This is a genomic window from Paraburkholderia caffeinilytica, from assembly GCF_046030355.1.
In the GTDB taxonomy this organism is placed as follows: Bacteria; Pseudomonadota; Gammaproteobacteria; order Burkholderiales; family Burkholderiaceae; genus Paraburkholderia; species Paraburkholderia caffeinilytica_B.
Genome location: NZ_JAQQCQ010000043.1, coordinates 1 through 26,561 on the forward strand (window position 1 = coordinate 1; position 26,561 = coordinate 26,561).

Annotated in this window: 20 protein-coding genes and 2 pseudogenes; 11 read left to right on the forward strand and 11 right to left on the reverse strand. The window is 61.3% G+C overall.

The window, feature by feature from the left end:
• Nucleotides 1–183 precede the first annotated feature (183 nt).
• Nucleotides 184–987: an alpha/beta fold hydrolase gene (locus PQQ95_RS35730; RefSeq protein ID WP_408446943.1), complete on the reverse strand. Its 804-nt coding sequence runs from the start codon at nt 985–987 to the stop codon at nt 184–186.
• A 142-nt stretch (nt 988–1,129) separates the two neighbouring features.
• Between PQQ95_RS35730 and PQQ95_RS35735 the strand changes: the two genes are divergently transcribed.
• Nucleotides 1,130–2,035: a LysR family transcriptional regulator gene (locus tag PQQ95_RS35735; protein ID WP_408446888.1), complete on the forward strand. Its 906-nt coding sequence runs from the start codon at nt 1,130–1,132 to the stop codon at nt 2,033–2,035.
• A gap of 153 nt (nt 2,036–2,188) precedes the next feature.
• Here PQQ95_RS35735 and PQQ95_RS35740 read toward each other — a convergent pair whose 3' ends face one another.
• Nucleotides 2,189–2,977 carry a cysteine hydrolase family protein gene (locus PQQ95_RS35740; RefSeq protein WP_408446891.1) on the reverse strand — a complete coding sequence of 263 codons (789 nt, stop codon included), beginning with the start codon at nt 2,975–2,977 and terminating at the stop codon, nt 2,189–2,191.
• A 272-nt stretch (nt 2,978–3,249) separates the two neighbouring features.
• On the opposite strand from PQQ95_RS35740, the gene PQQ95_RS35745 reads away from it, so the two are divergent.
• The 3 genes and pseudogenes from PQQ95_RS35745 to PQQ95_RS35755 form a co-directional block, all read left to right on the forward strand.
• Nucleotides 3,250–4,995, forward strand: coding sequence for a CheR family methyltransferase (locus tag PQQ95_RS35745; RefSeq protein ID WP_408446893.1), 1,746 nt, complete (start codon nt 3,250–3,252; stop codon nt 4,993–4,995).
• 216 nt (nt 4,996–5,211) lie between these two features.
• Nucleotides 5,212–7,287, forward strand: coding sequence for an ATP-binding protein (locus PQQ95_RS35750; RefSeq protein WP_408446895.1), 2,076 nt, complete (start codon nt 5,212–5,214; stop codon nt 7,285–7,287).
• 50 nt (nt 7,288–7,337) lie between these two features.
• Nucleotides 7,338–7,697: pseudogene (locus PQQ95_RS35755) on the forward strand (hypothetical protein); the annotation flags it as partial.
• Nucleotides 7,698–7,834: 137 nt separating this feature from the next.
• Here PQQ95_RS35755 and PQQ95_RS35760 read toward each other — a convergent pair.
• Nucleotides 7,835–9,259: a spinster family MFS transporter gene (locus PQQ95_RS35760; RefSeq protein WP_408446898.1), complete on the reverse strand. Its 1,425-nt coding sequence runs from the start codon at nt 9,257–9,259 to the stop codon at nt 7,835–7,837.
• 384 nt (nt 9,260–9,643) lie between these two features.
• Between PQQ95_RS35760 and PQQ95_RS35765 the strand changes: the two genes are divergently transcribed.
• Nucleotides 9,644–10,738 carry a porin gene (locus tag PQQ95_RS35765; RefSeq protein ID WP_408446901.1) on the forward strand — a complete coding sequence of 365 codons (1,095 nt, stop codon included), beginning with the start codon at nt 9,644–9,646 and terminating at the stop codon, nt 10,736–10,738.
• 52 nt (nt 10,739–10,790) lie between these two features.
• On the opposite strand, the gene PQQ95_RS35770 is transcribed toward PQQ95_RS35765, so the two are convergent.
• On the reverse strand, nt 10,791–11,783 hold the full coding sequence (locus PQQ95_RS35770) for a LysR family transcriptional regulator (protein ID WP_408446946.1): 993 nt from the start codon (nt 11,781–11,783) through the stop codon (nt 10,791–10,793).
• Between the two features lie 60 nt (nt 11,784–11,843).
• Nucleotides 11,844–12,827, reverse strand: coding sequence for an AraC family transcriptional regulator (locus tag PQQ95_RS35775; RefSeq protein WP_408446904.1), 984 nt, complete (start codon nt 12,825–12,827; stop codon nt 11,844–11,846).
• Between the two features lie 213 nt (nt 12,828–13,040).
• Here PQQ95_RS35775 and PQQ95_RS35780 point away from each other — a divergent pair, with 213 nt between their 5' ends.
• Nucleotides 13,041–14,147 (forward strand): NAD/NADP-dependent octopine/nopaline dehydrogenase family protein, encoded by a 1,107-nt coding sequence (locus tag PQQ95_RS35780; protein ID WP_408446907.1) that lies wholly within the window; start codon nt 13,041–13,043, stop codon nt 14,145–14,147.
• Complete coding sequence (locus tag PQQ95_RS35785) at nt 14,144–15,145, forward strand: 3-hydroxybutyryl-CoA dehydrogenase (RefSeq protein ID WP_408446909.1); 1,002 nt, start codon at nt 14,144–14,146, stop codon at nt 15,143–15,145. The genes PQQ95_RS35780 and PQQ95_RS35785 overlap by 4 nt, the downstream gene beginning before the upstream one ends.
• A gap of 60 nt (nt 15,146–15,205) precedes the next feature.
• On the opposite strand, the gene PQQ95_RS35790 is transcribed toward PQQ95_RS35785, so the two are convergent.
• Entirely contained in the window at nt 15,206–16,006 is an 801-nt protein-coding gene (locus PQQ95_RS35790; protein ID WP_408446912.1) for an AraC family transcriptional regulator, read from the reverse strand.
• A 97-nt stretch (nt 16,007–16,103) separates the two neighbouring features.
• On the opposite strand from PQQ95_RS35790, the gene PQQ95_RS35795 reads away from it, so the two are divergent.
• Both PQQ95_RS35795 and PQQ95_RS35800 read left to right on the forward strand, forming a co-directional pair.
• Nucleotides 16,104–16,355, forward strand: coding sequence for a hypothetical protein (locus PQQ95_RS35795; protein WP_408446948.1), 252 nt, complete (start codon nt 16,104–16,106; stop codon nt 16,353–16,355).
• A 39-nt stretch (nt 16,356–16,394) separates the two neighbouring features.
• Entirely contained in the window at nt 16,395–17,357 is a 963-nt protein-coding gene (locus PQQ95_RS35800; protein ID WP_408446915.1) for a quinone oxidoreductase family protein, read from the forward strand.
• Between the two features lie 93 nt (nt 17,358–17,450).
• Here PQQ95_RS35800 and PQQ95_RS35805 read toward each other — a convergent pair whose 3' ends face one another.
• From PQQ95_RS35805 to PQQ95_RS35815, 3 genes and pseudogenes are all read right to left on the reverse strand, one after another.
• Nucleotides 17,451–18,995 carry a methyl-accepting chemotaxis protein gene (locus PQQ95_RS35805; protein ID WP_408446917.1) on the reverse strand — a complete coding sequence of 515 codons (1,545 nt, stop codon included), beginning with the start codon at nt 18,993–18,995 and terminating at the stop codon, nt 17,451–17,453.
• Nucleotides 18,996–19,209: 214 nt separating this feature from the next.
• A pseudogene (locus PQQ95_RS35810) lies at nt 19,210–19,353 on the reverse strand (SDR family oxidoreductase); the annotation flags it as partial.
• A gap of 21 nt (nt 19,354–19,374) precedes the next feature.
• Entirely contained in the window at nt 19,375–21,741 is a 2,367-nt protein-coding gene (locus PQQ95_RS35815; protein WP_408446920.1) for a DNA polymerase II, read from the reverse strand.
• A gap of 237 nt (nt 21,742–21,978) precedes the next feature.
• Here PQQ95_RS35815 and PQQ95_RS35820 point away from each other — a divergent pair, with 237 nt between their 5' ends.
• Nucleotides 21,979–22,404: a PRC-barrel domain-containing protein gene (locus tag PQQ95_RS35820; RefSeq protein ID WP_408446951.1), complete on the forward strand. Its 426-nt coding sequence runs from the start codon at nt 21,979–21,981 to the stop codon at nt 22,402–22,404.
• 52 nt (nt 22,405–22,456) lie between these two features.
• Here PQQ95_RS35820 and PQQ95_RS35825 read toward each other — a convergent pair whose 3' ends face one another.
• A complete protein-coding gene (locus PQQ95_RS35825; RefSeq protein ID WP_408446954.1) occupies nt 22,457–23,467 on the reverse strand; it encodes a DUF2891 domain-containing protein in 1,011 nt (336 codons plus the stop codon).
• 366 nt (nt 23,468–23,833) lie between these two features.
• On the opposite strand from PQQ95_RS35825, the gene PQQ95_RS35830 reads away from it, so the two are divergent.
• Entirely contained in the window at nt 23,834–25,051 is a 1,218-nt protein-coding gene (locus tag PQQ95_RS35830; protein WP_408446922.1) for an amidohydrolase family protein, read from the forward strand.
• 45 nt (nt 25,052–25,096) lie between these two features.
• On the opposite strand, the gene PQQ95_RS35835 is transcribed toward PQQ95_RS35830, so the two are convergent.
• The gene (locus tag PQQ95_RS35835) at nt 25,097–26,548 is read right to left on the reverse strand and encodes an amidohydrolase family protein (protein WP_408446925.1); all 1,452 of its coding nucleotides are present in this window, start codon (nt 26,546–26,548) and stop codon (nt 25,097–25,099) included.
• Nucleotides 26,549–26,561: the final 13 nt, after the last annotated feature.

The window sequence follows — 26,561 nt, forward strand, 5'->3', positions numbered from 1 at the left end:
TGAAATAGTCGATTGGAGCAGTTGGGCAACTTCCTGCTGACTGATACCGAATGGCTGCTAATGAGAACGGCAACTGGCCGTTCCGGGCCGACTTCTGCCGGACGCGGACCAATCAGCGGCGGCCCGCAATCCCGTCTGCGTTGTAGCGGTATATCTGTCAGCCAGACTTCCCGCGGCGAGGCCTCAGGCCGTGGGTGATAGTACGAACTTCACGACCGCGTCGACGAATTCCCGCGGAAACTCAACGTTTGAGAGATGTACAGCGGGTAGCACAAGTAACGTCGCACCCGGAATAATCTTCGCCATCTGCATACTGTAACTCGCTGCCGTCACCGTATCGTGCTCGCCCGCGATCACCAGCGTCGGCCGTGTGATGCGCGCGATATCCTCTCGCAAGTCGGTTTCCTGCACGGCGCCCCACGAACCGACCAGGCCATGGCGGTTGGTTGCGAGCAGCATCGCACGATATGTTTTCACCACCGGATTGGGTGTCTCGAACATACTCGCCGGAAACCAGTTGCGCAGGAACGTCTCGGCTGTACCGGTCATGTCGTCGGCCTGGAGAGCCTCGGCGATTGGCGCATCAAACCTGTCCGCTGGTCCAAGATAGGGCGCTGTATTGCTGAGCACGAGCCGCTCGATCCGTTCCGGTGCGTGTATGCCTAGCCACTGCCCGACGATGCCTCCCAGCGAGAGCCCAAGAAAATGTGCTCGCGCGATGTCGAGCGTATCCATCAGTTCGAGAACATCCTGTCCCAGTCGCGCAAGGGAATACGGCCCGGCAGGAACGCTCGACGCGCCATGTCCGCGGGCATCGTAGCGCAGTACGGAGAAGTGACGGCTTAGCTCAGGAACTTGCCCGTCCCACATGCGCAGCGTCGTACCAATGGAATTGGACAGCACCAGTACGGGCTTGTCGTCGCGGCCCTCTATCCGGTAGGCAATCCGTGCACCGTCGGATGTCGTGAAGTAGGAAAAATTGTCCATAGAACGCTCCCAAAGAAACGCCGCGTCGCGCGGCACATCTGGCCGGATGTCGTGACGGCGCAGGTCGATGGCCTTGAGTATGGACAAGGTCGAGTTCCGATAAAATTACAAAACACGGACACTCTTTGTCAGAAAACATGACATGAACGATTTCGCCCTGCATGATCTGAAATGCTTTGATGCCGTGATCCGTACGGGCAGTTTCCAGGCTGCGGCGGCTGCTTTGCATCGATCCCATCCGGCCGTGTTTGCTGCAGTGGCGAGGCTCGAAAGTCAGGCGGGTCTGAATCTGCTCGATCGCGGCGGCTACCGCGTGAAGCTCAGCGATGCGGGGCGGTCATTCCATGAACGCATGCAGCCGCTTCTATGCGAAGCCGAGGGTTTGCGTCAATACGCGACGCAATTGGCCATGGGTGAAGAGAGCGAATTGCATGTGGTGTTGGGCGACCTGTGCCCACGCCCGGCTGTGCTCGGGCTGCTTGCGCGCTTCTTCACGAAGTCTCTGCATACGCGACTGCATCTGCATTTCGAGACGGTCGGCGGTCCGGTCGAGCGCCTCAAGGCTCGCGACGCCGACCTGATGTTTCATCGCGTCGACATGACGGACCCGTTATTGGAGTGGATTGCGCTTTGCAAGGTTCGGTTGATTCCCGTGGTCGCTCCGAGCTTGCTGCCGGCGTCGCTGACCACCCCACTGCGCCCGGAACATCTACGCGACTACACGCAATGTGTCATGCGCGATTCGGCTCGTACGCCACGTGACGAGAATTTTTTGGTAGTCGAGGGGGCACACCAGATCACGGTTGCGGACCAGTTCATGAAGAAGGATGTCATTCTGCAGGGCCTCGCATGGGGACATCTGCCGGACTTCCTGATCGACGGGGACATGCGTAGCGGCGCGCTCAAGTCCATTGCCGGCAGGTACTTCCCCGGCCACACGGAAATGGTGGTTGCTGCTCGACGCAGCGAAGGGCCACACGGCCCAGTCGCCCAGCGACTGTGGGCGTATTTGCAAGCGAACGCGCCGATGGCCCCCTCTTTATCATGAACGCGTCACGAGTGGGTCGACTATGGAGCTTGCCCGCAGCGGTAAATACAACTCCGTCGTCGGCTATCAAGTTTTGGGCGTGGGTCATCTTTGGGAAGAGCCAGGTAACTCGACTGCTCGATGCCTGGGCAGCTTATTTCGTTCGTTTTTCCATCAACCAGCCATGAGACCAAAATCGACGTCTTTGCTCGCGACTATGCCGCCCACGCGCCCCGGCGCGCGTTGATTGCTCCAGTACAGATTTGTGTGCGCGATCACGCCGTCCGGAGGTGGCGCGCCCCATTGAGTCATGTCGTCGGTCGTGTGCGCATCGCTGACCAGCGTGACGTCATAGCCGCGCACAAGCGCGCCGTGCACTGTCGAGCGAATGCACATGTCCGTTTGTGCTCCGGTCACGATGAGTTTGCCAACGCCGAGTGTAGATAAGGCCTGTTCAAGGTCGGTGTTATCGAACGCGTCGCGGTAATGCTTTTCGATAATCATTTCCGCCGGTTCTGGCGAAAGTTCGTCGACGATCTGCCACGCATCAGTTCCGGCCTCCAGGTCTTCGTCGGTGTGACGGACCCAGACGACCGGTACATGGGCGCTGCGTGCTCGCTCAACGAGCGCGTTGACGACGCAAAGCACTTCCTGGCGTCGATAGGCATTCGCGACAACGCCGTTTTGAAGATCGATGACGATGAGTGCGGTATGGGGTCGGTCGGCAAGCGTAGTCATGGGCATGTGGCATTCGTAGCGAATCCACATCTTAAGGGGTTTGTCACCGAGCTGGTCGCGCAGGCGAACTCGGTCAGCCTGACCGGAGGCTCCTAGTGGTGAATGCGAGGGAAGACTGACGGGCCTATCTGGCTGGAAGTGGCCACAGGACGAAACCGCTCGCGCGGTAATGGGGCTCCGGCTCAACGTTAGTGGTTCCGGAGAGGAAACCGACTCTGTTTTCATGTTGAAGGGCGAGGCAATCTGCCTCGTCGTTCAACGGGAGCCGCGTCCTGACTCATACCCTCCAGGCTATCAGCCCGCTGCGCATGCGCATGCGCAAGCTCACACCCGGAACTCAAGCATATCGTCGTAAGTCTCCTTTCATGCCAACGCGTTTCGCGGGGTCCGTATCCAACGTCCGCCACCGAGCGTGAAATACCTCTGCACCGAAAGTTCGATCAGCGGCGATGTAATAGGCGCTACACTGGAGCTTCAGCAGTTTTGAGCGGTGCGCTATGAATGATTCCAATAAGACTTCTACAGCGCCAGAGCTCGTCGTCGCTCCCCGAATAGTCGCGATCGGCGCGTCGGCTGGCGGCCTCCATGCGTTAAGCCTGTTTTTCAAGGCGGCTTCCGAAATTCCGAGCGACATTGCCTTCGTGATCGTTGTGCACCTGGCTCCGGGTTCCGAGAGCCACCTCCCGGGGTTGCTGGCCAAAGACACGCATTTGCCTGTGTCAGCCATCGAGGATGGCGCAATGCTGCGCGCGGGGCACGTCTATGTCATCCCGCCGAAAGTGTCCGTTGTTATTAATCAAGGCACGTTCCGACTGCGGGCCGCCGTCGATCGCCCAGCAATCCCCATGCCGATTGACGCGTTTTTCACGTCGCTGGCCGCTGACCGGCATGATCGCGCCATCGGGATTGTGCTCACCGGCGCGAACGCGGACGGCTCAGCAGGGCTGAGAGCGATCAAAGCCGAGGGCGGCATGGCGATGGCGCAAACGCCGGAAACGGCCGAACACAGCACAATGCCCAGCCACGCAATCGCAACGGGTCTGGTGGACTATGTGCTCCCGGTCGAAGACATGCCGGCTGCGCTGTTTGATTACATCAGACGTTCCACGGGCGGGATGCCTCAAGCCGCCATTGATCCACCGCAGCCGGTTGATCTTGAGCCGGTGCTCAGAGCGCTTGCCGCTGCCGGATCGGACTTCAGGGGCTACAAACGGGGGACGCTTCAACGTCGCATTGCCCGTCGCATGGCGGTCAACCGGGTCGACAGCCTGCACGCGTATTGCGACGTCCTGAAAGCCTCGGTCCAGGAGGCTCAGGCGCTTAGCCTGGACATGATGATTGGTGTGACAGAGTTCTTCCGCGACCCCGATGCCTGGACCGCGTTGTCCGAACGCGTTCTGACCGCCCTTTTGGAGGAGCCAGAGAGCGAGCAGCCGATTCGCGTATGGGTGCCGGGCTGCGCAACGGGCGAAGAGGCCTATTCGATGGCCATGCTGCTGACCGAGGAGATCGAGAAGCGCCAGGCGGCGCGATCGTTCATGATCCTTGCATCCGACGTGAACCGCGTGGCGCTGGCGCACGCACGGCAGGGCGTCTATTCGGCCAGCGTGGCGTCACCGGTTGGTGAAGCGCGGCTCGATCGATTCTTTCAGACTCACAACGACGGATTCCAGATCCGGCAGGAACTTCGCGAAACGGTTCTGTTCACTCCGCAGAACCTGATTGCTGACCCGCCGTTTTCCCGGGTCGATCTGATCAGTTGCCGGAACCTGCTGATCTACCTCGAACCGGAAGCCCAGCAGCGGGTGTTCGAGCTGTTCCACTTCGCGCTCAATCCGAAGCGCTATCTGTTTCTAGGACGTTCGGAAAGTACCGATCCCGATTCCACCCAGTTTCAGGAAGTGTCGAGAGCCTGGCGTATATACCAGCGTAGTCCGATCGTTGCGGCGGCACCCACTGGCTACCGGTTTTCCGCAAGAACGGCACGCCGTGAAGAATTCCCGCCGGCGAGCCGTGTCGGCGTCCGCAGCAAGGGTTACGCGGAACTGGTCAACGCCACGCTGCTCGAAGAGCACCATGCCGCATCGGTGCTGATCAATTCTGCTCACCAGGTGCTCTACGTGAGCGGCTCGACGGACGAATACCTGATGCAACCGGCAGGTGAGCCGACGGGCAACATTCTCGACATGGCGCGCGAAGGACTGCGCCTCAAACTGCGGATCGTATTGCGCCGGGCTATCTAGGATCACGCTGAATCGCCGGTCAGTGAAGTCGTCGCCGACGGCGGTGCGCCAGCGGTCAAAATCACAGTCACGCGACCGTTCGATACAACGCATGCCGGCAAGGCATTGCTTGTTATCTTCGCCAGGTTGCCGACGACAGAACGGCCTGCATCGACGGTGCCCTCCGGCGCGGACTCTGACCTCTGGCACCTCGAGAGCGAGCTTCGCACAACGCAGGTGGAACTCGGCAGCACAATCGAGGAACTGGAAGAGAGCAACAGCGAATTGCGGGTATCGAACGAAGAAATCCTTTCGATGAATGAGGAGTTGCGCTCCGCAAACGAAGAGCTCGAAACCTCCAAAGAAGAACTGCAGGCGGTCAATGAGCAAATGAATGTCGTCAATTCTCAACTTGAGCAGAAGGTCCATCAGCTTGAGGTCCTCAATGAGGACGTGACGAATCTGCTGGCCAGCACGGAAATCGCGACGCTGCTGCTCGACAGGCAGGGGCTGATTAAACGGTTTACCCCCAGCGCAGCGAGGATTTTGGGCCTTGCGCCGCCTGACATCGGACGCAGGATCGTAGAGGTCCTCGGCAACCCGCTCGGCGACGCGTTGCCTTCAGAGGTCGAGCGGATACTGATGGGCGTGGACCAGCAGGTCGAGAAGGAGATAGAAACCGCGACCGCAGAATGGTATGTTCGCCGCGTCACGCCGTATATCGCGGTTCGCGGAACGCCGCCTTCGGGCGTCGTCGTGACCTGGACCGATATCACCCATCTCAAGCTGTCCGATGAACACGCCCGCCGCCTTGCCGCAGTGGTTCAGGATTCGAACGACGCGGTGACGGTATTCGACCTCAAAGGCCGCTTTCTCGCCTGGAACAAGGCCGCGAGCGCGATGTATGGCTACAGTGAGACCGAAGCGCTACGCATGACTGTTTCCGATCTGATGCCACGCGGTGCAAGGCAGGATCATATCGATTTCGTGCGCCATGCTGAGCACAACGAGGCGCTGCATTCCTACGAGACACAGCGGGTAACGAAGGGCGGCCGCGTCGTCGACATATGGCTTACGCTATCGGTTCTCACGGACGACGGGGGCAACGCGATTGCCGTGGCATCAACCGAGCGCGATCTCGTCAATCGCAGCGTGAGCAATGCCTATCTTCGCGAGCGTGCCGAACAACTGGCAGTCGCCGACCGGCGGAAGAACGAATTTTTGGCCACGCTCGGCCATGAGTTGCGTAATCCACTTGCCGCGCTGGTTTCGGCAGGAAATCTGCTCGCGTCGGAGACGGCTGCAGTCACACAGAAGGACTGGGCCGCTGGCGTCATACAAAGGCAGGGGCGCGCGATGATGCACCTCGTGAACGACATGCTCGATATCGCCAGGATAACAAGTGGCAGTATCGAGTTGAATCGACAGACGGTTCTGCTCAAAACAATTATCCAGAGCGCCATCGAAGTTTGCCAGCCTATCATCGGCGAACGTCGTCATACGCTGTCCGTCTCCCTGCCGGAAGAACCCATCTGGCTGAACGTGGACCCGACACGCCTGTCACAGGTCATCGAGAATGTCGTAATCAATGCGGCGAAGTACACCGCGCCCGGTGGGTCCATACAGTTGCGGGCGACCAGAACGGCCCTTCGGCTTTCGCTCAGCATCAAGGACAATGGAAGAGGCATCCTGCCCTCGATGCTCGGAAGCCTTTTCGACATGTTTGTTCAGGGACCCGCATCGGATGGTCAGCGCCAGAATGGCTTGGGTGTTGGCCTGTCCGTGGTGCGACGGCTGGTCGAGTTGCACGGCGGCACGGTCCGGGCCATTAGCGACGGCATGACGGGCAGTGAGTTCATCGTCGATCTGCCGCTTGACCCGGGAGCGATCCCGGAGGAGCAGGTCGACTCGCAGTCAACCGCGGCTGCGGCGCTTCCAAGGCGGATTCTCATCATTGATGACAACGCCGACGCGAGTGAAGCACTGGCAATGCTTCTGGCGAATGAAGGTCATCAGGTGGAGACCTGCCGGGACGGCGTTTCGGGATTGAGCGCGGTGGCGACTTTCAGCCCCGACGTCGTACTTCTCGACATTGGACTCCCCGGTATGGACGGTTACGAGGTCGCGAGAAGGCTGCGCGAATGCGGGTCCAATCGAAACGTAATCCTGGTGGCCGTCACAGGATACGGACTTCCGGCGGATCGTCTCAGATCGGCCGAGGCTGGGTTCGACCATCATCTGACCAAGCCGGTCGACTATCAAGCCTTGATCAGGCTATTTGACGCGGGGACAGAGGGAAGCTCGCGCGCGTAGTGCGCGCGGCAATGACAGCTAACCTCCGGCGCGCCTGCAGCCGTATTTCGTGGAAACTCAACACATCGATCACACTTTCATTCTCAATATGTAGGAATCCTGCTATCACGAGCGACGAAAGACGACGTCAGCAGACCATGCTTGAATTGCTTGTCGACACGGCAGAGCAATATCAGCGGGAACTCGAATGTGACCGTGAGCTATACCAGGTAATCGCGCTCGATGCGAAGGGCATCCCGCAAAGCCGCATCACTGCGAGCCGTGCAGCGCGCCTCCTTGCAGAGGCATCACAAATAGCGACGACGGAAACACCGGCGGCCACCAAGCCCGGCGCGGGCAATCAAACATCAGCCAAATCCGCGACAAACGAAGAAGACACGGACCAACAGCCAGCTCCCGTGCAACATTGACCTCGTGAAGGGCGGGCGTCTTCAGTTGACCGACTGTCATCCAACGCACAACCGCCCGAAAACGGGCGGCTTTCCCATCACCATCACCATCAGCAGATAGTGCAAAGCTCCAGGTAAAGACCGAAGCCGGAACAGGCTTACTGCCTCACGAGTGGCGCTACGTCGCCAGCATGCACGGCGTCCGCGGCGTCGTGATGTGCCTCGGCCGCCGTTGAACCCGTTTGCGCCTGCACACGCACAAGGCTCAGCCGGAACTGCTTGCAGCCCAGCCACAACAGCCCGGCAGCCAGCAGCGTGGCGACAAGGTTGATGATCGACATCGAATCGCCAACGGCTTTCGGCGAACCGAACACCTTGTCGGTCAACAACGCGACGAGCGTCGTGCCGATTCCAAGTGCGATGAGGTTGGAAACCAGTAGAAACACCGCTGAAATCTGCGCACGCATCTGATTCGGCGCGAGCGTCTGCATCGCGGCGGTCGAAGTGGGCATCGGGAACGACGCGAAGAACATCGCCACAACCAGCAGCGCAAGCGACACATTCAAACTATCGACCTGCGTAAAAGCAACAGCCGGCACCAGCATCCCAACCGCGCCGATGAAGCCCGCGAGCATCGGGCCGTCCGTGCGGCCTTTCTTCATGAGCCAGTCGTTGAGCCACCCGCCGCAGAATACGCCGACGGTGTTCGCGACCAGCAGGATCGTACCGAGCGTGTAGCCGGCTTCAGCAGGCGTGAGCCCAAAGTGACGGATATAGAACGCGGGTGTCCAGCTCATCAGGCAGAACAGCGTCATCGCATAGAACGAGAAGCCGAGGTAGTGGCAGGTGAACGTCTTGCCATGCGTACCGATGAAGCGCAACGAATCGCCCATCGACACGCGCTTTGCGCGGCCGGCGCCGTCCCGCACGAGTCCTCGACGCGCCGGATCGCGCACGGTGAGGATAAACAGCAACGCGACGAGAAAGCCCGGCAATCCGACGATAAAGAATGTGAGTTGCCACGAACGCACGTCGCCGAGGAGCGGCACGGCGATCGTCGTCATCTGCTTGAGCAGATTGATCACGTATCCGCCGATCAGGAATGCAATCCCGCCGCCGATGAATGAACCCAGCGAATACACGCCCACCGCGCGCCCCAGTTTTTCTTTCGGAAAGTAGTCGCTCAACATCGAATACGTTCCGGGCGACAACGCGGCTTCACCCACGCCGACACTCATGCGGGCGAAGAACATGTGGATGAAGTTCTGACTGACGCCGCAGGCCGCGGTGGCGAAGCTCCATAACGCAATGCCTGTCGCGATGATACGGGGGCGGGCGAAGCGGTCGGCGAGGTACGCCAGCGGCATGCCCATCACCGCATAGAAGAGCGAAAACGCGAAGCCCTGCAGCAGGCTGAACTGCGTGTCGGTCAGATGCAGATCCTTCTTGATCGGCTCGATCATGAGCGCGAGAACCTGCCGGTCGACAAAGGAAAACACATACGCAAGCATGCAGATCAGGACCACGTACCACTCGTACGTATAGCGCCTGCGCGCGGCGTTGCTGCTCGTTGATACGGCCATGCCGATTCTCCTGTGCCAGATATTCGACGAAGTTGCGATGAGGGTGCGATGCAGCGTATGTAAACAAATTTCCGAAACATATACGCAAGGCCTGTGCGCACACGGCGAGATTCCCCAGGGGCGCTAAAGTTTTCCCCAGGGGGCGGCCGGAAAGGCTTGTCCCACAAGGCGCAAGAGGCCGTCGTGCGGTACATGGCGCACCTCATTCGCGCTGTCTATAAGTGTTATATGTGCGCATTCATCGACGCTCGAAATTGGTGTTCCTAGACTCGCTTCGTTTTCCGCTTCATCAAACGAAAGGCTTTGAGGAACGTGAAGAACACGAGCGTCGCGACGGCAAATCCGCGCGGCAGATAGAACCAGACTCTCGCCGGGACTAAAGGAATGACCAAACGGATGTGGTGCGCGTCGCTGCTGTGCCTTGCAGCGGCCCCCGCGCTTGCGCAATCGAGCGTGACTTTGTACGGACGGATCGACACGTCGATCGAATACGCGAATTTCGGCCCTAACCACTTAGTGCGGATGGGAAGCGGGGATATCTTCGCGACACAATTCGGTTTGAAGGGCAGTGAAGATCTCGGTGGTGGTTATCGCGCGATCTTCAAGCTCGAAAACGGCTTTAACTCGGCTAACGGCACGCTTGGCAACAACGGCGCGCTGTTCGGACGCGAAGCGTGGGTCGGGTTGTCGGGTCCGTTTGGCGCGATGCAGGCCGGCGTCAACTACACGGTGCTGCATACGTCGTTCGTGACCTACAGCCTGCCGGGAGACGGCGCCGGGCTTGCATGGGGCAATGCGGCGAACAACTTCGTCGGACCCGCTTTTCTACGCGTGAACAACTCGATACGCTATTCGTCTCCCCGTATAGGTGGCGTGCTGGTGCGGGCGATCGCCGCGCGCGGAAGCAATGGTGCGTCGAACCTGCCTTCGACGCTGGGCGACACGTACGGTGCGTCGCTTAACTACGTCAACGGCAATCTGTCGATCGACGCCGACTACATGCAGCAGACCTTCAGTCCGGCGAGCGCTGCGGCACTGAACGCGAGCAGTCCGACGGCCGCCGGCAATTACGCGCTGGGCGCAATCTCGTACGATTTCGGCTTCATCAAACCGGCTTTCATCTATCTACGTCATCGTGGCGGGCCGGATGTCGGGGCGGGCGTGAACGCCGCCAGTTCAAATCCGCACAATGATCTGTTCGAACTCGACGCCACCGTGCCGGTTGGCCCGGCGCTGATATTGCTGAGCTATGGCCATTACCGGAAAGTGGCCGACAGCGAAGGCAATGCAGATTCGTTCGGCGTGCGCTGCGACTATCCGCTTTCGAAACGCACGGTGCTCTATACGGGTGCAGCGATGGTCCGCAATGGCGAGCACGCGAACTTCACGGTCAACGGCGCGGCGGGTGGCGGGGTGTCGGTGGCGAAGCCTGGCGCGACCGCAAGCTCGGTGGTGGCCGGCATCATGACGGCTTTCTAGGCGGCCAACTCATTCAACCTGTTGATGAACTGGCGCGTCCTGCACGATGCGCTCAGGCGCTACGTACGCCTTCCGGATTGAGATCGAGCGGCGCACCGAGCCAACTGTCGAACGGCTCGCGGGCGCCGATCCGGAACAGCTCCATGAGCAGGCCGCGCAGCCATCGGTGGCCGGGGTCCGCATCGAAACGGCGATGCCAGTATGCGTTCACGGGCCACATGGGCGCATCGTCGAGTTCGAACACGGCCGATTCGCCGAGCGTGGAGAACGCGCGCGCAACGGTGCGCGGCAGAATCAGCGCGTAATCGCAGCGGCTCAGAATAGCCGGCACCACCATGAAGTTCGGCACGGCAATCCGCACGCGCGAGGTGAGCCCATAGCGTTCGAGCAGTTCGACTGATTGCGGGTGCGAAGTCACCGCGATGAAGTGCAGCCCCGCGGGCACGTTCGCATTCAGCGTATAGCCTTCCGGCAGTTCGAACTGCTCGGCCACGCGCCGCGCCATCAGCAGCACATAACGCTCCTGCAGCAGTTCGCTGTGGTGAAAGTGGCTCGACGCATGTGGAAAATGCCCGAGCGCAAAGTCGATGCGGCCCGATTCGAGCGCGACGTTGAACTGGCTGTCCTCGATGTGATGGGTTTCGATCACCACGCCGGGTGCACGCGTGTCGAGTTCACGCATCAGCGTCGGCAGAAACGCGCTTTCGGCGAAGTCGCTCATATGCAGGCGGAACACGCGGCGCGAGGTGGCCGCGCGGAACTGCGCGCCTTCGTCCAGCATGTCCTGCAGGATATCCAGCACGCGATCGATTGAAATCGCGAGGCGTTGCGCGCGCGGCGTCGCTTCGACGCCGCCGGGCGTACGCACGAACAGCGCGTCGTGAAACACGAGCCGCAAACGGGCAAGCGCGTGGCTCACTGAAGGCTGTGTGATGCCCAGCCGCAATGCCGCGCGGCCGACATTTTTCTCGATGTACACCGCGTGAAATGCCTTCAGCAGATTCAGATCGAGGTCCTGCACGCGCGGGACCCCGGCGCCCCCCATCAAGGGCAGCCGGTCGTGTTCGTGCGGAACGGAATCAGCGGGATCGGTCTGCATGGTGCGTCAGTTGCACACCCTGCGTTTCGCGGTGGCCGACGGCAGGCAACCGAAGCGCCGTGCGTACGCCTTGGCGAAATGCCCGAAGCTGTGCACGCCGTGCTCGATGAAAATATCGGTCACTGAGCGTTCAGGCTGCGTCTGGAGTGCGCGATGTACGGCCTCGAGCCGCCGTTCGCGGATATAGCCCCCAGGCGACGTATTGAGGAACTGGCTGAAGCCGTTCTGTAGCGTGCGCGTCGAAACACCGGCGGCGCGAGCCAATGCGTCCATCCGCAGCGGCTCGTCCAGGTGGGCGTCGATATAGTCTCGCGCGCGGCGCACGTGGACCGGCAGCGGTGTTGATGCGGCACGGGCAAGCGTGGCGCTGTACGAATGCGGCAATTGGCTGAGCAGAACGGTCATCAGCCACTGCGTGAGATCGCGGCCGAAGATCCGTTCCTGCGCTGGTTCGTCGAACTGGTCGCACAGATTGCACAGGTAGCGCAGGGTCGATAGAAAAACCGTGGTGCCCGTATGCGTACTGTCGAACGCGAGATCGAACACGAGCGGTTGTTTGACGCTGTCGTTCAACATCTCGGCAAGCTTGACTTCTAGCGCCTGTCGGTCGATCCGCAATAGCAGGTTGCGGCATTCGCGGTCGGTGACGATGCGGCTCATCCGCGCGGGCGATGACACGCTCAGACTCCCGGCTCGCAGCGAAACGCGTTCACCCCCCGATTCCAGCGCACATTGGCCACTGAGTGTGGTGCGAAACAGGTAGTGATTGCCGATGTCCCCGGCGTCGATATGGGTTTCGCTGCCGTAGTGGAGTTCGAGGAGCATGGCCTGATGGAGCGCGACGCCGTAGAGCTCGGCGTTGAGCGGGCCACGATGCGCGACTTCCATTCTGTGCGGGCACAGCACCTGTGACACTTCCCGCTCGATGTCCTCGCGGGCGTGCGATGCGATCAAACGGTTACGGTTTCTGCGTGAAATCGCGATTTCCATTCATGGACCTCGAAGCGTGAAGCGGGGAGCGTGCTCATCATGCGATGACCATATTGTTCGCGCAAGAACGGATCGACCCGGATAGCGCGATTGTTCATCCGGCGCGACTGCGCACTTATTGAGTTGCCGGATTTGAATGCGGCTTGCGCGGTCTGAAGCGTCTTTGCGACGGCGACCCCGTAGTCTGACGATCATCGAACAAGGAGAAGTGTGATGAATGTCAGCGTACTGGGCGGTGGCCATGGCTGCTATGCGGCCGTGATCGACATGCTGGAAAAAGGCCATAACGTAACGTGGTGGCGTCGCGATACGGTCGCGGCAGCGCGGTTGCGCGAACTCGGCGGGCTCAAGGTCAAAGACTTTCGCGGCGAGCGGCGTGTGCCGATCGGCACGCAGCAGGGCGCGATCCATATTGTCGACGACCTCGCGGAAGCGGTGGAGAGCGCACGGCTCATCGTGATTCCGCTGCCTTCAACCACGCACGAAGCGCTGGCGGCACAACTGGCCGCCTTTCTCGCCGACCATCAAGTGGTGTTTCTGCCGCCCGGCACGTTCGGCAGCTATGTGTTCGCGAAGGCGATGCACGAGGCGGGCAATACGCACGAGGTGGCTTTCGCGGAGACCGGCACGTTGCCGTACCTCGCACGCAAACATGGCGAAGACAACGTGGTGGTGAGCGCATACGCTACGCGCCTGCCGAGCGGTGTCTTTCCCGCACGGTATTCGACGTGGGCGGTGCCGGTGCTGCAGGAGGCTTATCCATCGGTCGAACCGATCGAGGATGCGTTGAGTGGCGCGCTGATGAACGCAGGACCGGTGATTCATCCGCCGCTGATCATGATGAACGCCGGACCGCTCGAACATTTCGACGCCTGGGACATCCATAACGAAGGCACGCAACCCTCGATCCGCCGCGTGACGAGCGCACTCGATGCCGAGCGTATGGCAGTACGCGAAGCCCTTGGCTACGGCGCGCCGCATTTCCCGCTCGCGGACCACTACGCAAGCGAGGGCGACGAGTGGATGTACGGCCGCGGCGCACACGGCAAGCTGACCGATAGCGGCGACTGGCGCGAGGACATCGATCTGAAGACGCACCGCTATATGCTCGAAGATACGCGGCTCGGTTTGTCGTTTCTTGTTTCGGCGGGACGCTGGGCCAAGGTGCCGACACCTATCGCCGAAGGTTTGCTGAATGTGGCGAGCGCGGTGTCGGAGCGCGATCTGTATGGCGAAGGCCGCACGCTCGAACGGCTGGGCCTCGCGTCGCTTTCGCGCGAGGCGATGACGGCCTTGCTCGAACGGGGTTTCGACCAATGAGCGCAGCCGTCGAAATCCAGCACGTTCATATTCTCGGTGCGGGGCGGATGGGGCAAGGCATCGCGCTTGCCTTCGCTTATGCGGGCTTGCGCGTGACGCTGATCGATTTCAAGGATCGCGACCCGGCAGCCCGTAGCGCTTTCGCGGCTGCCGCGCGTGGCGAGATCGTGCGGCAGTTGCAGACGCAGGTGGTGTTCGGCCGCATTACCGAGGCGCAGGCCGCGGAGACGATGGCGCGCATCGTCATCGTGGATCGTGAGCGCGCGAGAGAAGGGCTTGCTGAAGGCGAGATTGTCTTCGAAGCGGTGCCGGAAGTGATGGAGGCCAAGCAGACCGCGTTCGCCTGGCTAGGTGAGCACGCTGGGGCAGACGTGTTGTTTGCATCGACGACGTCGACGTTTCTGGTGACCGAGCTTCAGCAGGTAGTGGTGCGTCCCGGGCGGCTTCTCAACGCGCACTGGCTCAACCCGGCTCACCTGATGCCGCTCGTCGAGATCAGTCGTAGCGACGCCACGGCCGACGAGACCGTAGCGCGCGTGGTCGCCTTGCTGCGCCGGGTCGGCAAGGTGCCGGTGGTGTGCGCGCCGTCGGCGGGATACATCGTGCCGCGCATCCAGGCGCTGGCCATGAACGAGGCCGCGCGCATGGTCGAGGAGGGCGTGGCCAGCGCGGAAGACATCGATACGGCCATCCGTACCGGTTTCGGTCTGCGGTTTTCCGTGCTGGGTCTGCTCGAATTTATCGACTGGGGCGGCTGCGACATTCTCTACTATGCGTCGCACTATCTGGCGCGGGCGATTGATCCACGCTTCCTGCCCGCGGAGATTGTCAGCGACAACATGCGCGAAGGCCGCGACGGTCTGCGTGACGCGCGTGGCTTCTACGATTACGCGAATGTCGATGTGCCGGCGTATCTGCACAAACGGCTCGGTGAATTCAGCCGCTTGCTCGACAGCACAGGGCTGGCACCGGCATTCAATGCCGCGTTGAAAAGCTGAACAGAGTCTGCGAACAATACCGTTTCGTCGCGAGCGATGCCGCGTGAATGCCGGTCTGAATCAGATGGTTGTCCTATTGTCCGGATTTTCAGCGGTGACGTATCGCCCTGGCGTTGTTCCCATGACGCGTCGAAACATGTCGATAAACGCGCTGACGTTGTCGTAGCCGAGCTCGAGCGCGATGGTCGTGACGGGGAGGCCGTCGGCGATAAGCTCGAGCGCACGGAGCAGGCGGGCCTGCTGACGCCATTGCGCGAACGTCAAGCCGGTTTCCGCCACGAAGCGGCGGCTTAGCGTACGTGGCGCGACACCGGCCCACGCGGCCCATTCCTCGAGGTGGCGATTATCCGAAAGATCGCTGGCCAACGCGTCCGTGATGCGGACGAGTCTTGGATCTTCGGGGCGCGGGAGACCCAGCGATTCCTCTTTCGCCGCGGCAAGTTCATCGATGATGACGTCCGCAATGCGCGTCTGCGCCTCGTCGAGTTCGATACCCGGCCAGGTTGCGGCGCGCCGCACGGCCTCGCGCAATAGCGGCGCTGTTCTGATCGCGCGCGGCGCCCTAGGCAACGGCGCGCATCTTTCTTCCACGATGAACACGCTCCATCCTGAGAACGGGCCATAGGAACGCACAGAGTGGACGCAATGCGGCGGAATCCAGATCGCATGTATCGCCGGTACGACCCAATGCTGCTTGTCGAGTCCGACCGAGATGAGACCGCTCAGCGCCCCCATCAACTGCCCGCGCGCGTGACTATGTGACGCCGTTGCGCGCGCTTCGCTTTGTGTCAGCTCGGCTGCGGCGAGGAACGGGCCTTCCTGCGAGGTCACGAGATCGGGACGAATGAGGTAAGAAGCCATGGCCAGAACACCGTATGGAATGGCCTTTATACCGGAGACGGGCCGTCTTTGCACGACTACACTGATTTTGTTCCTCTTACAACCGGAGTGCAGTGCGATGCGAGCAGAACAGGTTCTTCCCGATCACGTCGATCAAGTCGACTTCAATGGCACGACGGTCCGCAAGGGCACCGTCGGCGCTTTTCTTGCCAATGCGCGCGTCTGGTTCGACGAAGGCGCCAGCGAAGCGGCGCGTGCGCATGCCGAGGCCGACATGGTGGACGGACTGCCTGCGCTGCGCGCCATCGGGCTTTTCGAGGTGTTCGAGATTCGTGACGTTGCGCTGCGCAAGTGGCTCGATACACATTGATCGGGACGCCGGTTCGATCTCCTCTTCAAGGAAATTGTCATGAAAGCTGCAGTTGTCAAAGGCGCGGGTCAGCCACCTGTCTACGAAGATTTCGATCGTCCCGATGCGCTGGCGGGCCATCATCTGATCGACGTCGCGGCTTCGGCGTTGAGCCGGATTACGCATAGCAAGGCATCGGGCTCGCATTATTCATCGTCGGGTAGTTTCCCGTTCGTGGCGGGTGTCGATGGGACAGGGCGTCTCGAAGACGGCCGACGTGTCTATTTCTTCGCCCCGCATGCGCCGTTCGGCGCGCTGGCGGAACGCAGCCTTGCGCCCGAGGCAAACTGCATTCCGCTACCCGATGCGCTCGACGACGTCACGGCGGCCGCCATTGCGATTCCGGGCATGTCGTCCTGGGCGGCGCTCACCGAGCGGGCGAAGTTCGTGCAAGGCGAGACGGTGCTGGTCAACGGGGCAACGGGCGCCTCCGGGCGACTTGCTGTCCAGATCGCGAAGCATCTCGGCGCGGGACGAGTCATCGCGACAGGCCGCAATCCGGCCAGTCTCGAATCGCTCAAACGTGCGGGTGCTGATTTCACGATTTCGCTGGAGCAGGACGAAAGCAGCCTGAGCCGCGCTTTCGAATCGCATTTTCGCGAGGGGGTGGACGTCGTACTGGATTATCTGTGGGGACCCAGCGCACGGTTGTTGTTGATCGCTGCGGCAAGAGCATCGGCTGAGGCTTATCCGGTTCGCTTTGTCCAGATCGGTGCGATTAGCGGCGGCGATATTCTGTTACCGGCGGCTGTGTTGCGCGCCACCGCGATCACCTTGCTGGGCAGCGGAATCGGCAGTGTGCCGTTGCCTCGTCTGCTGCATGCGGTAGAAGCGGTGTTCAATGCAGCGGTCCCGGCCGGGCTGCAGATTGCAACGGAGGCTGTGCCGCTTGCGGATCTGAACCTGCATTGGGGAAGCAGCGATAGCCAGGTTCGCACGGTCTTCACGGTCCGTTCGTGCTAGTTCCTGTTTCAGCGTGCAGATACCCTTGGGACGATCATGCGATCAGTCCCAAGGCCGTGCTTCCCCAGCCACACACATTCCGACGGAGGCGGGTCAGCGGAAAACGCTCACTGCCTCCACCAGGCGGGTCGCCTGCTGCTTCAGGCTTTCTGAAGCAGCCGTGCTCTGCTCGACCAGGGCCGCGTTCTGTTGCGTGATGTGGTCGAGTTCGCCGACTGCATGATCGACCCGCGTAACGCCGCTACTCTGTTCTTCCGTTGCCGAACTGATCTCCGCGATCAGGTCCGATACGCGCTTCACCTGCGCCACGATGTCGTCCATCGTCTTGCCGGCTTCATCGACCAGTCTGGAGCCCGACTCGACCTTTTCGACGCTCGCGCCGATCAGATTCTTGATCTCCTTGGCCGCATTGGCGCTACGCTGCGCCAACGCGCGTACCTCACCGGCAACAACGGCGAAGCCGCGCCCCTGATCGCCTGCGCGCGCTGCCTCAACGGCCGCGTTGAGCGCGAGAATGTTTGTCTGGAAGGCGATTCCGTCGATCACACCGATGATGTCGGCAATCTTTTTCGAACTGTCCGTGATTTCGTTCATCGTATTGACGACTTCGGATACGGCCCGGCCGCCCCTGGCTGCGGCGTCGCTCGCCGTGCCCGAGAGCTGATTGGCCTGGACGGCGGTCTCAGCATTGCTCTTTACGCTCGCCGTCATCTGGGTCATTGACGCCGCTGTCTGCTGCACGCTCGTGGCGGCCTGTTCCGTGCGCACGCTAAGGTCGTGGTTACCTTGCGCGATCTCGTTGCTTGCCGTCTGCACATTGATCACCTGGCCGCTGACGTCGTCGATCAGCCAGCGAAACATCAATCCAAGCTGACTGATCGTGCGCAAGGTCATGCCGATCTCGTCAACGCGATTCATATGGACGGCCTTCTGGCTTTCACCCGACGCTACACGCAGGGCCTGTTCGAGGACCTGTTCGAGCGGGCGTGAAATCTGTGTTTCCAGCCACAGCGAGGCGAGCATCGAAACCACTGCGCTTACACCCGCGAGCCCGGCGGCCGCGGTACCTCTCAGTCCCAGCAGCCACGCAGCCAGAACGACCGCCGGCGCAAGCGCGAGCAAAGCCGAACGGATTCTCCAGCGCACAGGCATTGTCTGAAACACCGAGGTCCAACCCATGAGGCCGGTCCGGACAATCAGCCCCTTGTGGAAACGGCGATTGCCAGCCTTGCCTTCGCGGAAGTCCCGGTAAAGCGCTTCCGCCGCTGCGATCTCCTCGCGCGAGGCCTTGGTTCGCACGGACATGTAGCCCGCCGGCTGTCCGTTGCGCACCACCGGCGTCGCGTTGGCGCGGACCCAGTAGTGATCGCCGTTCTTGCGCCGGTTCTTGACCAGGGCGGTCCAGGGTTCGCCCCCTTTGAGCGTCGACCACATATCCGCAAACGCCTCTTTCGGCATGTCCGGATGCCGCACGACGTTGTGGGGCTGACCTTGAATTTCTTCGTGGGAAAAGCCGCTGACCTGCATGAAGGCGGCGTTGGCGTAGGTGACGTAACTCTCTGTGTCGGTAGTCGACATCAGCGTCGCGTTGTCAGGAAACTCGAATTCCCGTTGGGTGACGGGTTGGTTGTTGCGCATGTTGTGCCCCTCGGAAGGCGGATCGGATATCCGATTCTGGTTTTATGAACTGCCAACGCATCAAATCGGTTTGATGTGGCGGCAGTCTTCCCGCGATAACGGCAAGTATCAGGGAAAACTCTAGGGTCACCAGGGTAAACATGCATTGGGGACACTCATTTCCGGGCGCAGCGACGGGGAGACCGGTAGGCCCCGGACATGGCGCCGCAACACGCTAACCGTTCATGATGCTGCTGCCACTATCGACGAAGATCGTATTGCCGGTCATACGCCGCGCATAAGGCGTGGCAAGGTAGGCACAGGCGAAGCCCACGTCCATGATGTCGACCAGTTCGCCGATGGGCGCCCGGGCAACCGCTCAACGCCGCCAACGCTGCCATCAGAACAACTGTCTCTGCCCGGACACCAACGTCGTAAAGTCATCGCGCAATAGCGGCAGGATCGCGTCCGCGACCGGTTGCAACTGCCGCGTCAGATAGTGTTCGTAGTCGATTGCCGAGCGTAGTGTTTCGAGCGGTTCCGGTCCGGCGGTCGTCATTACATAGCTGATCCAGCCGCCGTTCTGGTATTGCAACGGGCGCCCCTGTTGCCGGTTGAACTCGTCGGCCACACGGGCCGCGCGCACATGCGGCGGCACGTTGCGTTCGTAGTCGCCGAGCGAGCGGCGCAGCCGCTTGCGGTACACGAGCTGATCGTCCAGCTTTCCTGCCAGCGTATCGCGCACGTAGTCACGCACATAGTCCTGATACGGCTGTTGCCTGAAAATTCGCCCATAGAGTTCCTGCTGAAACTGCTGGGCGAGCGGCGTCCAATCGGTCCGTACCGTTTCGAGCCCTTTGTAGACGATGTCTTCGCTGCCGTCCGGCAAAACGGTCATCCCGGCGTAGCGTTTCTTGCTGCCTTCCTCGGCGCCGCGAATCGTCGGCATGAAGAAGCGCCTGTAGTGGCGCTCGAATTGCAACTCCAGTGCGCTCTCCAGCCCGAAACGTTCCTTCAGGGTTTGCCGCCACCGCGTGTTGATATGCTCGACGAGCGCGCGGCCGATGCTACTCGCGTCTTCCTCGCTATGCGCGTGCTTCAGCCACACGAAAGTCGAATCCGTGTCGCCGTAAATGACCTCATAGCCTTGCGCCTGTATCAGCTCGCGCGTGGTGTGCATGATTTCATGGCCACGCATGGTGATCGACGACGCAAGGCGCGGATCGAAGAAGCGGCAGCCGGTGGAGCCGAGCACGCCGTAAAAGGCGTTCATGATGATCTTCAACGCTTGCGAAAGCGGCTTGTTGTTCTCGCGTTTGGCGGTTTCGCGCCCCTGCCAGACCTGGCCGACGATCGACGGCAAACAGTGGCGTGTGCGTGAGAAGCGCGCGCCCAGAAAGCCGGGCACCGATTGATCGTCGCCGGGATTCAGCATGCCTTCGACGAGACCCACCGGGTCGATCAGAAACGTGCGGATGATCGACGGGTACAGGCTCTTGTAGTCGAGCACCAGAACGGAGTCGTAGAGGCCGGGCCGTGAATCCATCACGAAGCCACCGGGGCTTGCGGCACCGGCTACGTCACCGAGATTCGGCGCGACGTAGCCTTGCCGATGCATCCGCGGCATATACAGATGCGTGAACGCCGCAACCGATCCGCCGCTTCGATCCGCGGGCAAGCCGGTGACCGTCGCGCGCTCCAGCAGAAACGGCAGCAACTCGGTTTTCGCAAAGATGCGCGTGACCAGTTCGCAATCCTTCAGGTTGTACTGCGCGAGCGCGGGCTTGTCCTCATCGAAGCGACGCTGGATTTCATCCATGCGCTGATATGGATTGTCGATGGATTTGCCTTCGCCCAGCACCGTGCGCGAGACATATTCGAGGCTGAACGAAGGGAAACTCCACGTGGCGGAGCGCAGCGCTTCAATGCCGTCGATGATCAATCTTCCTGCGGCGCCCGCGAAGAAATGGTTCTGCTTGTGGCCGTGCTCGCGCCACTCCATCACCGCGCCGCCGCGGCCGAGTCGCAAGGGGACGCGATATTGTTCGGCGTGCTGCTGCAGCACACGCAAATCGAATTGCACGAGATTCCAGCCGATGATCGCGTCGGGGTCATGCTGTTCCAGCCACGCGTTCAGTTTTTCGAGCAACTGTGCGCGGGTTTCGCAGTATTCGAGGTCGAAGTCGATACCGCCGGCGTCACCGTTTGGCGGCCCCAGCATATACACCTGACGTTGCCCGCAACCTTCGAGCGCAATGGAATAGAGTTCGGCGTGCGCGCTGGTTTCGATATCGAGCGACACCAGCTTCAATGACGGCCGATAGTTCGTTGCCGGCTTCAATTCGCCGTTCAGAAGCGGGCCGCCGTGCTGCGCCTTGCCGCCGAACCAGACCGGCGCGGTGATGAATCGCTCCATCATGTAGCGCTCGGGCGGAAAAATGTCGGCCTCGTAGACATCGACGCCGCCTTGTTCCAGACGTTTCCCGAAGCCCGCCAATTGCCGGTACTGCGGGCAGTAAAGTCCAATCACCGGGCGATGCTGGAAGTCGCACAGGTCGAGCGGGCGCAGATCGAGCGGCGCTTCACGGCGCAGGATCGTTTCCGCGCGCTCGCGGTGCGCGGCCGGAATGAACGCCACCGACGGCTGAGGGCGCAGGCGGATATGACGGGGCCCGCCGTCTGTTGCCAGCCAGAAATCCACTTCCGTGCCGGCGGGCGTATCCCGCCAATGTCGGGTCAAAATGAAACCCTGTTCAAGCTCAGTCAAACTTCCACCTCTAAACGGGCGTCATCGCCTGGCTCGATTTTACCGTTATGCGCTTTGGGCCGCGCTGCCGCCGTTTTCGTCGTTGCCGTGGCAGCGCGGGGTGGCACATGGTGGCGGGTTCGTTCGCATGGCACGCTGGATGCAGACGCGCCGCGTAGTCTGTATCATCGCTCTGCAGCGATTCCTTTCGGCGCAAGCCATGCGCCGGTCAAGTCTACTAAGAACGGAGTGAGCGATATGACGTTGAGCAAACTTGTTGTTGTGGTCGCGGTAGCTGCAACCAGCTTTGGTGCGCAGGCGCAAGTCGCCGGCACGCAACCTTTGAGCGTCACTGTCGAGCAGTCCAATGCACTGCTGAGCGGCTGGAGTGTGAAGAAGAGCATTCTCGGCAAGGCCGTGTACAACGACCAGAATGAGAAAATCGGTGCGATCCGCGATCTGGTGGTCGCTCCGGACGGCTCGCTGTCTGCCGCCATCGTCTCCGCAGGCGGATTTCTGGGCGTGGCGTCGCATGACGTCGCGGTGCCTATCGCTGCGCTGGATATTCGTTCGGGAAATTTCTATCTGGCTGGCGCGACCAAGGATGCCTTGAAGGCGACGCCCGAGTTCCAGTACAACAAGGTTCAGGCGCCGCCGAAGCCTAAAAAGCTGACCGGCCAGTAATCGCCCAGCAATTGCCCAGTAGTGCGTCAAGCCGGCGGATTCGCTGGCTTGTTCACGCTTCCAGCGCGAGCGTGGCGAACGTGCCCAGCCAGTGTTCGCCCATATAGTCGCCGGCAACGTGCGGCAGGGCGCTCTGAAGATGCCGCTCGGCCGAGTCGAACAACACGGTCCGGCGCACGTCGCCAGCGGGCAGCGCGCGCGCCAGCGACCGTTGGCACCATGCACGGCTCAGATTCAGGCCATCCAGATGGGCAATCTTGCCGTCGGTACGGTCGGTCACGGTAACGGGTTCGAACAGCGTGGCGGGCTTCTTCGCACCGAGATCGGGCAGAAAGCGCCTGAACCATTCGACGAATTGCGCGGGCGGCAACACCCGCCGCATCAATTCCGCTTCCATCAGCGATGGTGACAAAAACTCGTCGCCCGCGGGCTCCCACGCCTGACAGGCGACGTCGTTCAGAAACCAGCGTTCCGCCGTATTCACCAGCAATGCCTCGAGCGATTCACGCGAAGTCTGCCGCGCGAAATCGAGCGTGAGCGCAAGCGCGAATGCCATATTGAAGTGCGTGCCGACGCGCAACGGGTAAGTCGCTTTCGGCAGAAATTCCTCGAAACGCTCGACAAAGGCCTGGGTAAGCGGCGCAAAAATCTTCGACCAGCGTGCGGCTTCCGACAGCTTCAGCGAATGGAGTTGCGCGCTCAGCGCGAGCAGCCATGCCCACCCATACGGGCGCTCGAAACCGCGATTGTGCGGCAGGTCGAGATACGCAAGCTCACCGGCCACATTCGCCTCGGTGAAATGCTCGTCGACCACCGCGACGATGCGCGCTGCTTCAGGCAGATTGGGAAAGCGGTCGAGCAGATGCAGGATCAGCCAGTAGCCATGCACGCACGAATGCCAGTCGTAGCTGCCGTAAAAAATCGGATGCAAGGCTCGCGGGCCCTGGACGTCTTGTGGACCGGCGAGCGAGTGGGTCAGCTTGTTCGGGTACTCGCGTGTGAGGTGGGCGAGTGCGAGATTGGCGAATCTGGACGCGAATTCGGGCGTGAGCTGGGCAGTCATTAGCGTCTCCTCAACGACGGAATGCAAAAAGGTACAACAGTATGATATTGACGACCCGCAATAGTAAAGCCGCCGGCCATTTGCGCCTTGGATCACGCCATTCGGGTCTTTCAGTTCCAGCAGCGTGGCCGGCACGATAGTGAAGTGGGCGGCCATTGGCGCCATCAAAGTGGCGCAGAAGCCGCACAGTATGCCGATCTATCCAGAAAATGAATATGGGCCATTTCAACATTTAATTTGTGGATATATAGGCGGTCCGATATGGTGCAATGTTTCATCCCACACAACACCATGCAGCGCAATGAACGCAACCCGATCAGGGTGCGCTGGATGAGTCCCTGAGTCCTGATTTGCAGAGGCAAAATCATGTTCGACCGCGTATTCATCAATGCCGTGGACGCCGACGGCAACCCGCTCAACCTGGCCGTTCATGAAGGGCGCTTCGTCGGCATCGGTCCGGAACGTCCCGCAATCGACGGCGCGGAGGTCGTCGATCTGGCAGGGCACCTGGTGTTGCCGGGGTTTGTCGATGGCCATATTCACCTCGATAAAAGCTTTGTTGGCGATCGCTGGCGTCCTCATCGCAACGTCACGAGTCTGCGTGAGCGTCTCGCCATCGAAAAGCAGGAACTGGCGAGCGCCGCGCCTATCGTCGAGCGCGCCGATGCGCTGATTCGCCAGGCCGCGTCGTTCGGCACCATTGCGATGCGCAGCCATGTCGACGTCGACGCGACGACGGGTCTGACCAACCTGCATGCCGTGCTGGAAGCGCGCGAGAAATGGCGTGGCGTCGTGGATATCGAACTTGTCGCGTTCCCGCAGGCGGGCGTCGTGTCGTGTCCGGGCACGGCGGAGGTGCTCGATGCAGCAGCCCGTGAAGGCGCGCAGGTGGTGGGCGGCATCGACCCGACCACGCTGGATGGCGACGCCGAAGGCCAGCTCGACATTGTCTTTGGTATTGCTGAAAAGCGCGGCGTGAAAATCGATATTCACCTGCATGAGGCGGGGCAGCAGGGGATTGATCAACTGCATCGCATCGCTGCTCGCACCAGGGCGTCGGGTTTGAACGGCCGGGTATCGGTGAGCCACGCCTACGGGCTCGGCGACGTCGCACCCGAGGTGGTCGAGCGTATCGCCGCCGCGCTCACGCAAGCCGGCGTATCGATCATGACGAATGCGCCAGGCGACCGCGCGTTCCCGCCGATCCTGCAGCTGCGCGCAGCCGGGGTGCGCGTGTTCACGGGTAACGACAACATTCAGGACGCGTGGTGGCCGTATGGCAACGGCGACATGCTGCAACGAGCCATGCTGGTCGGTTACCGTTCCGGCTTCTATACCGATGAAGAACTGGGCGTTGCGCTGGACATGGCGACGGAAGCGGGCGCGGCTGTGCTGGGGAAAAGCGGCTACGGGCTGGAGGTTGGCAATGAGGCGGCCTTCGTCGTCGTGAAAGCGCCGAACGGCGCTGCCGCTGTAGCTGCCGCACCGGCTGAGCGGGCCATCGTCCGGGCTGGACAATTCTGGGGTGATTCGTCCCGATTGTTATTCAAGGTCACGGCGCCTGGACAGGGCCTCGGCGACTGAAGCCGTTGTCCGGCGTGGCTTGCAATGACACAAGCCACGCTGGAATTAATAATGGCTGCCTCGCCACACCGTCGGTGGCGTTTCCAGCAGATGACGCATCCCTGCGCGGTCGAATGCGCGATCCGCAGCCGCCGAGACGCGCTCGAGAATATCCCCTTCGTCCACCGACAGCACCCGGTAGTTCTCCATCAGGACTTTGCCGCCGACCATCGTCATGCACACGTCGCCCGCATTCGCGAAGCAGGTGACGCGGTGGACGGGCATATTCATCGGCATCAGGTGCGGCTTGTACAGGTCGACCAGAATGATGTCGGCCTGCTTGCCCACTTCGAGCGAACCGATCTCGTCGTCGAGCGACAGCGCTTTGGCGGCGTCGATTGTCACCATTTCGAGCACCTTGCCATGCGGCAGGACGTCCGGATCGCGAAAGTGACGGCGGTGGTAATGCATGCACTGCCACATGTGGCGGAACATGTCATAGCCCCGGTCGGGCGCCGCGCCATCCGAGCCGATCGCCACCGTCACGCCGGCATCGATGAGTTCCGGCACCGGGCAACGTCCGATGATCGACATGATCGCGCTTGGGTTGTGCACGATCGACGCGCCGGTCTCGACGCATGCCGCGATATCCGCGGCGGTGAGGTCGATGGCGTGCGACATGAACGACTTCGCGTTCAGCAGTCCCAGCTCGCGGTGCGCAAAATCCAGCGAGCCGGCGCGATGACCATCCTGCGTCAGGCTTAGACCGCGTTCGCGGGCCAGCGCCGTGTAGCGCTCGGCCTGAAGCCGGAAGACACGTTCGTGTGCCGCGTGCTCGGGATAGTGCTGCGGTGCATAGACGGGCAGCGTCAACGCGATCTGGATGCGGCCGTTGGCGTCGCCATGGCATGCGTCGATGATGGCTTCGCAAACGTCGTACATCTGCGCGAAATCGACGTCGCGGGTTACGCTGCCGTTCTCGCCGTGACGGGTGTAAGCGCGTGGTTCGGGTGGCCGTGACGGCCCGACCGCAACGATCGAACGGGTGCCTGTTTTGACCACCGCGTCACAATGACGCCGTGCATACACAGGGTCGTCGACCCGCATGATCGAATCCCCGCCGCCGAGCAGCGATACGCCTGTCGTCACACCGGCCTTGAGGCGCTCCAGCGCGGCAAGATGCGATTCCATTTCCCAGAACGTTTCGTCCGAGGCGCGCGTATAGATCATCTCGCATGCCTCCGACCATGCATCGCCGTTCGCGCCGCCAATCGTTTTGAGCATCGCGTGCCCGGCGTGGGCATGGGCGTCGACGAAACCCGGCAGCACCGCTTTGCGGCGTGCGTCGATCACGCGGTCTGCCTGGTATTGCCGCGCAAGCGCGTCTGTCTCGCCAACGGCGACGATGCGGCCGTCGCGGATGGCCACCGCGCCATCTTCGATGACGCGGCGCGCGGGATCGAGTGTGATTACGCAGCCGTGCTCGATCAGCGTGTCGACCTGTTGCTTATCGTTCATATGCAGTTTTTTT

Excerpts from the sequence above, each read along its gene's own strand:
- PQQ95_RS35730 (WP_408446943.1), bottom strand. The coding sequence starts at position 987 with ATGGACAATTTTTCCTACTTCACGACATCCGACGGTGCACGGATTGCC.
- PQQ95_RS35735 (WP_408446888.1), top strand. The coding sequence starts at position 1,130 with ATGAACGATTTCGCCCTGCATGATCTGAAATGCTTTGATGCCGTGATC.
- PQQ95_RS35740 (WP_408446891.1), bottom strand. The coding sequence starts at position 2,977 with ATGAAAACAGAGTCGGTTTCCTCTCCGGAACCACTAACGTTGAGCCGG.
- PQQ95_RS35745 (WP_408446893.1), top strand. The coding sequence starts at position 3,250 with ATGAATGATTCCAATAAGACTTCTACAGCGCCAGAGCTCGTCGTCGCT.
- PQQ95_RS35760 (WP_408446898.1), bottom strand. The coding sequence starts at position 9,259 with ATGGCCGTATCAACGAGCAGCAACGCCGCGCGCAGGCGCTATACGTAC.
- PQQ95_RS35765 (WP_408446901.1), top strand. The coding sequence starts at position 9,644 with ATGACCAAACGGATGTGGTGCGCGTCGCTGCTGTGCCTTGCAGCGGCC.
- PQQ95_RS35770 (WP_408446946.1), bottom strand. The coding sequence starts at position 11,783 with ATGGGGGGCGCCGGGGTCCCGCGCGTGCAGGACCTCGATCTGAATCTG.
- PQQ95_RS35775 (WP_408446904.1), bottom strand. The coding sequence starts at position 12,827 with ATGGAAATCGCGATTTCACGCAGAAACCGTAACCGTTTGATCGCATCG.
- PQQ95_RS35780 (WP_408446907.1), top strand. The coding sequence starts at position 13,041 with ATGAATGTCAGCGTACTGGGCGGTGGCCATGGCTGCTATGCGGCCGTG.
- PQQ95_RS35785 (WP_408446909.1), top strand. The coding sequence starts at position 14,144 with ATGAGCGCAGCCGTCGAAATCCAGCACGTTCATATTCTCGGTGCGGGG.
- PQQ95_RS35790 (WP_408446912.1), bottom strand. The coding sequence starts at position 16,006 with ATGGCTTCTTACCTCATTCGTCCCGATCTCGTGACCTCGCAGGAAGGC.
- PQQ95_RS35795 (WP_408446948.1), top strand. The coding sequence starts at position 16,104 with ATGCGAGCAGAACAGGTTCTTCCCGATCACGTCGATCAAGTCGACTTC.
- PQQ95_RS35800 (WP_408446915.1), top strand. The coding sequence starts at position 16,395 with ATGAAAGCTGCAGTTGTCAAAGGCGCGGGTCAGCCACCTGTCTACGAA.
- PQQ95_RS35805 (WP_408446917.1), bottom strand. The coding sequence starts at position 18,995 with ATGCGCAACAACCAACCCGTCACCCAACGGGAATTCGAGTTTCCTGAC.
- PQQ95_RS35820 (WP_408446951.1), top strand. The coding sequence starts at position 21,979 with ATGACGTTGAGCAAACTTGTTGTTGTGGTCGCGGTAGCTGCAACCAGC.
- PQQ95_RS35825 (WP_408446954.1), bottom strand. The coding sequence starts at position 23,467 with ATGACTGCCCAGCTCACGCCCGAATTCGCGTCCAGATTCGCCAATCTC.
- PQQ95_RS35830 (WP_408446922.1), top strand. The coding sequence starts at position 23,834 with ATGTTCGACCGCGTATTCATCAATGCCGTGGACGCCGACGGCAACCCG.
- PQQ95_RS35835 (WP_408446925.1), bottom strand. The coding sequence starts at position 26,548 with ATGAACGATAAGCAACAGGTCGACACGCTGATCGAGCACGGCTGCGTA.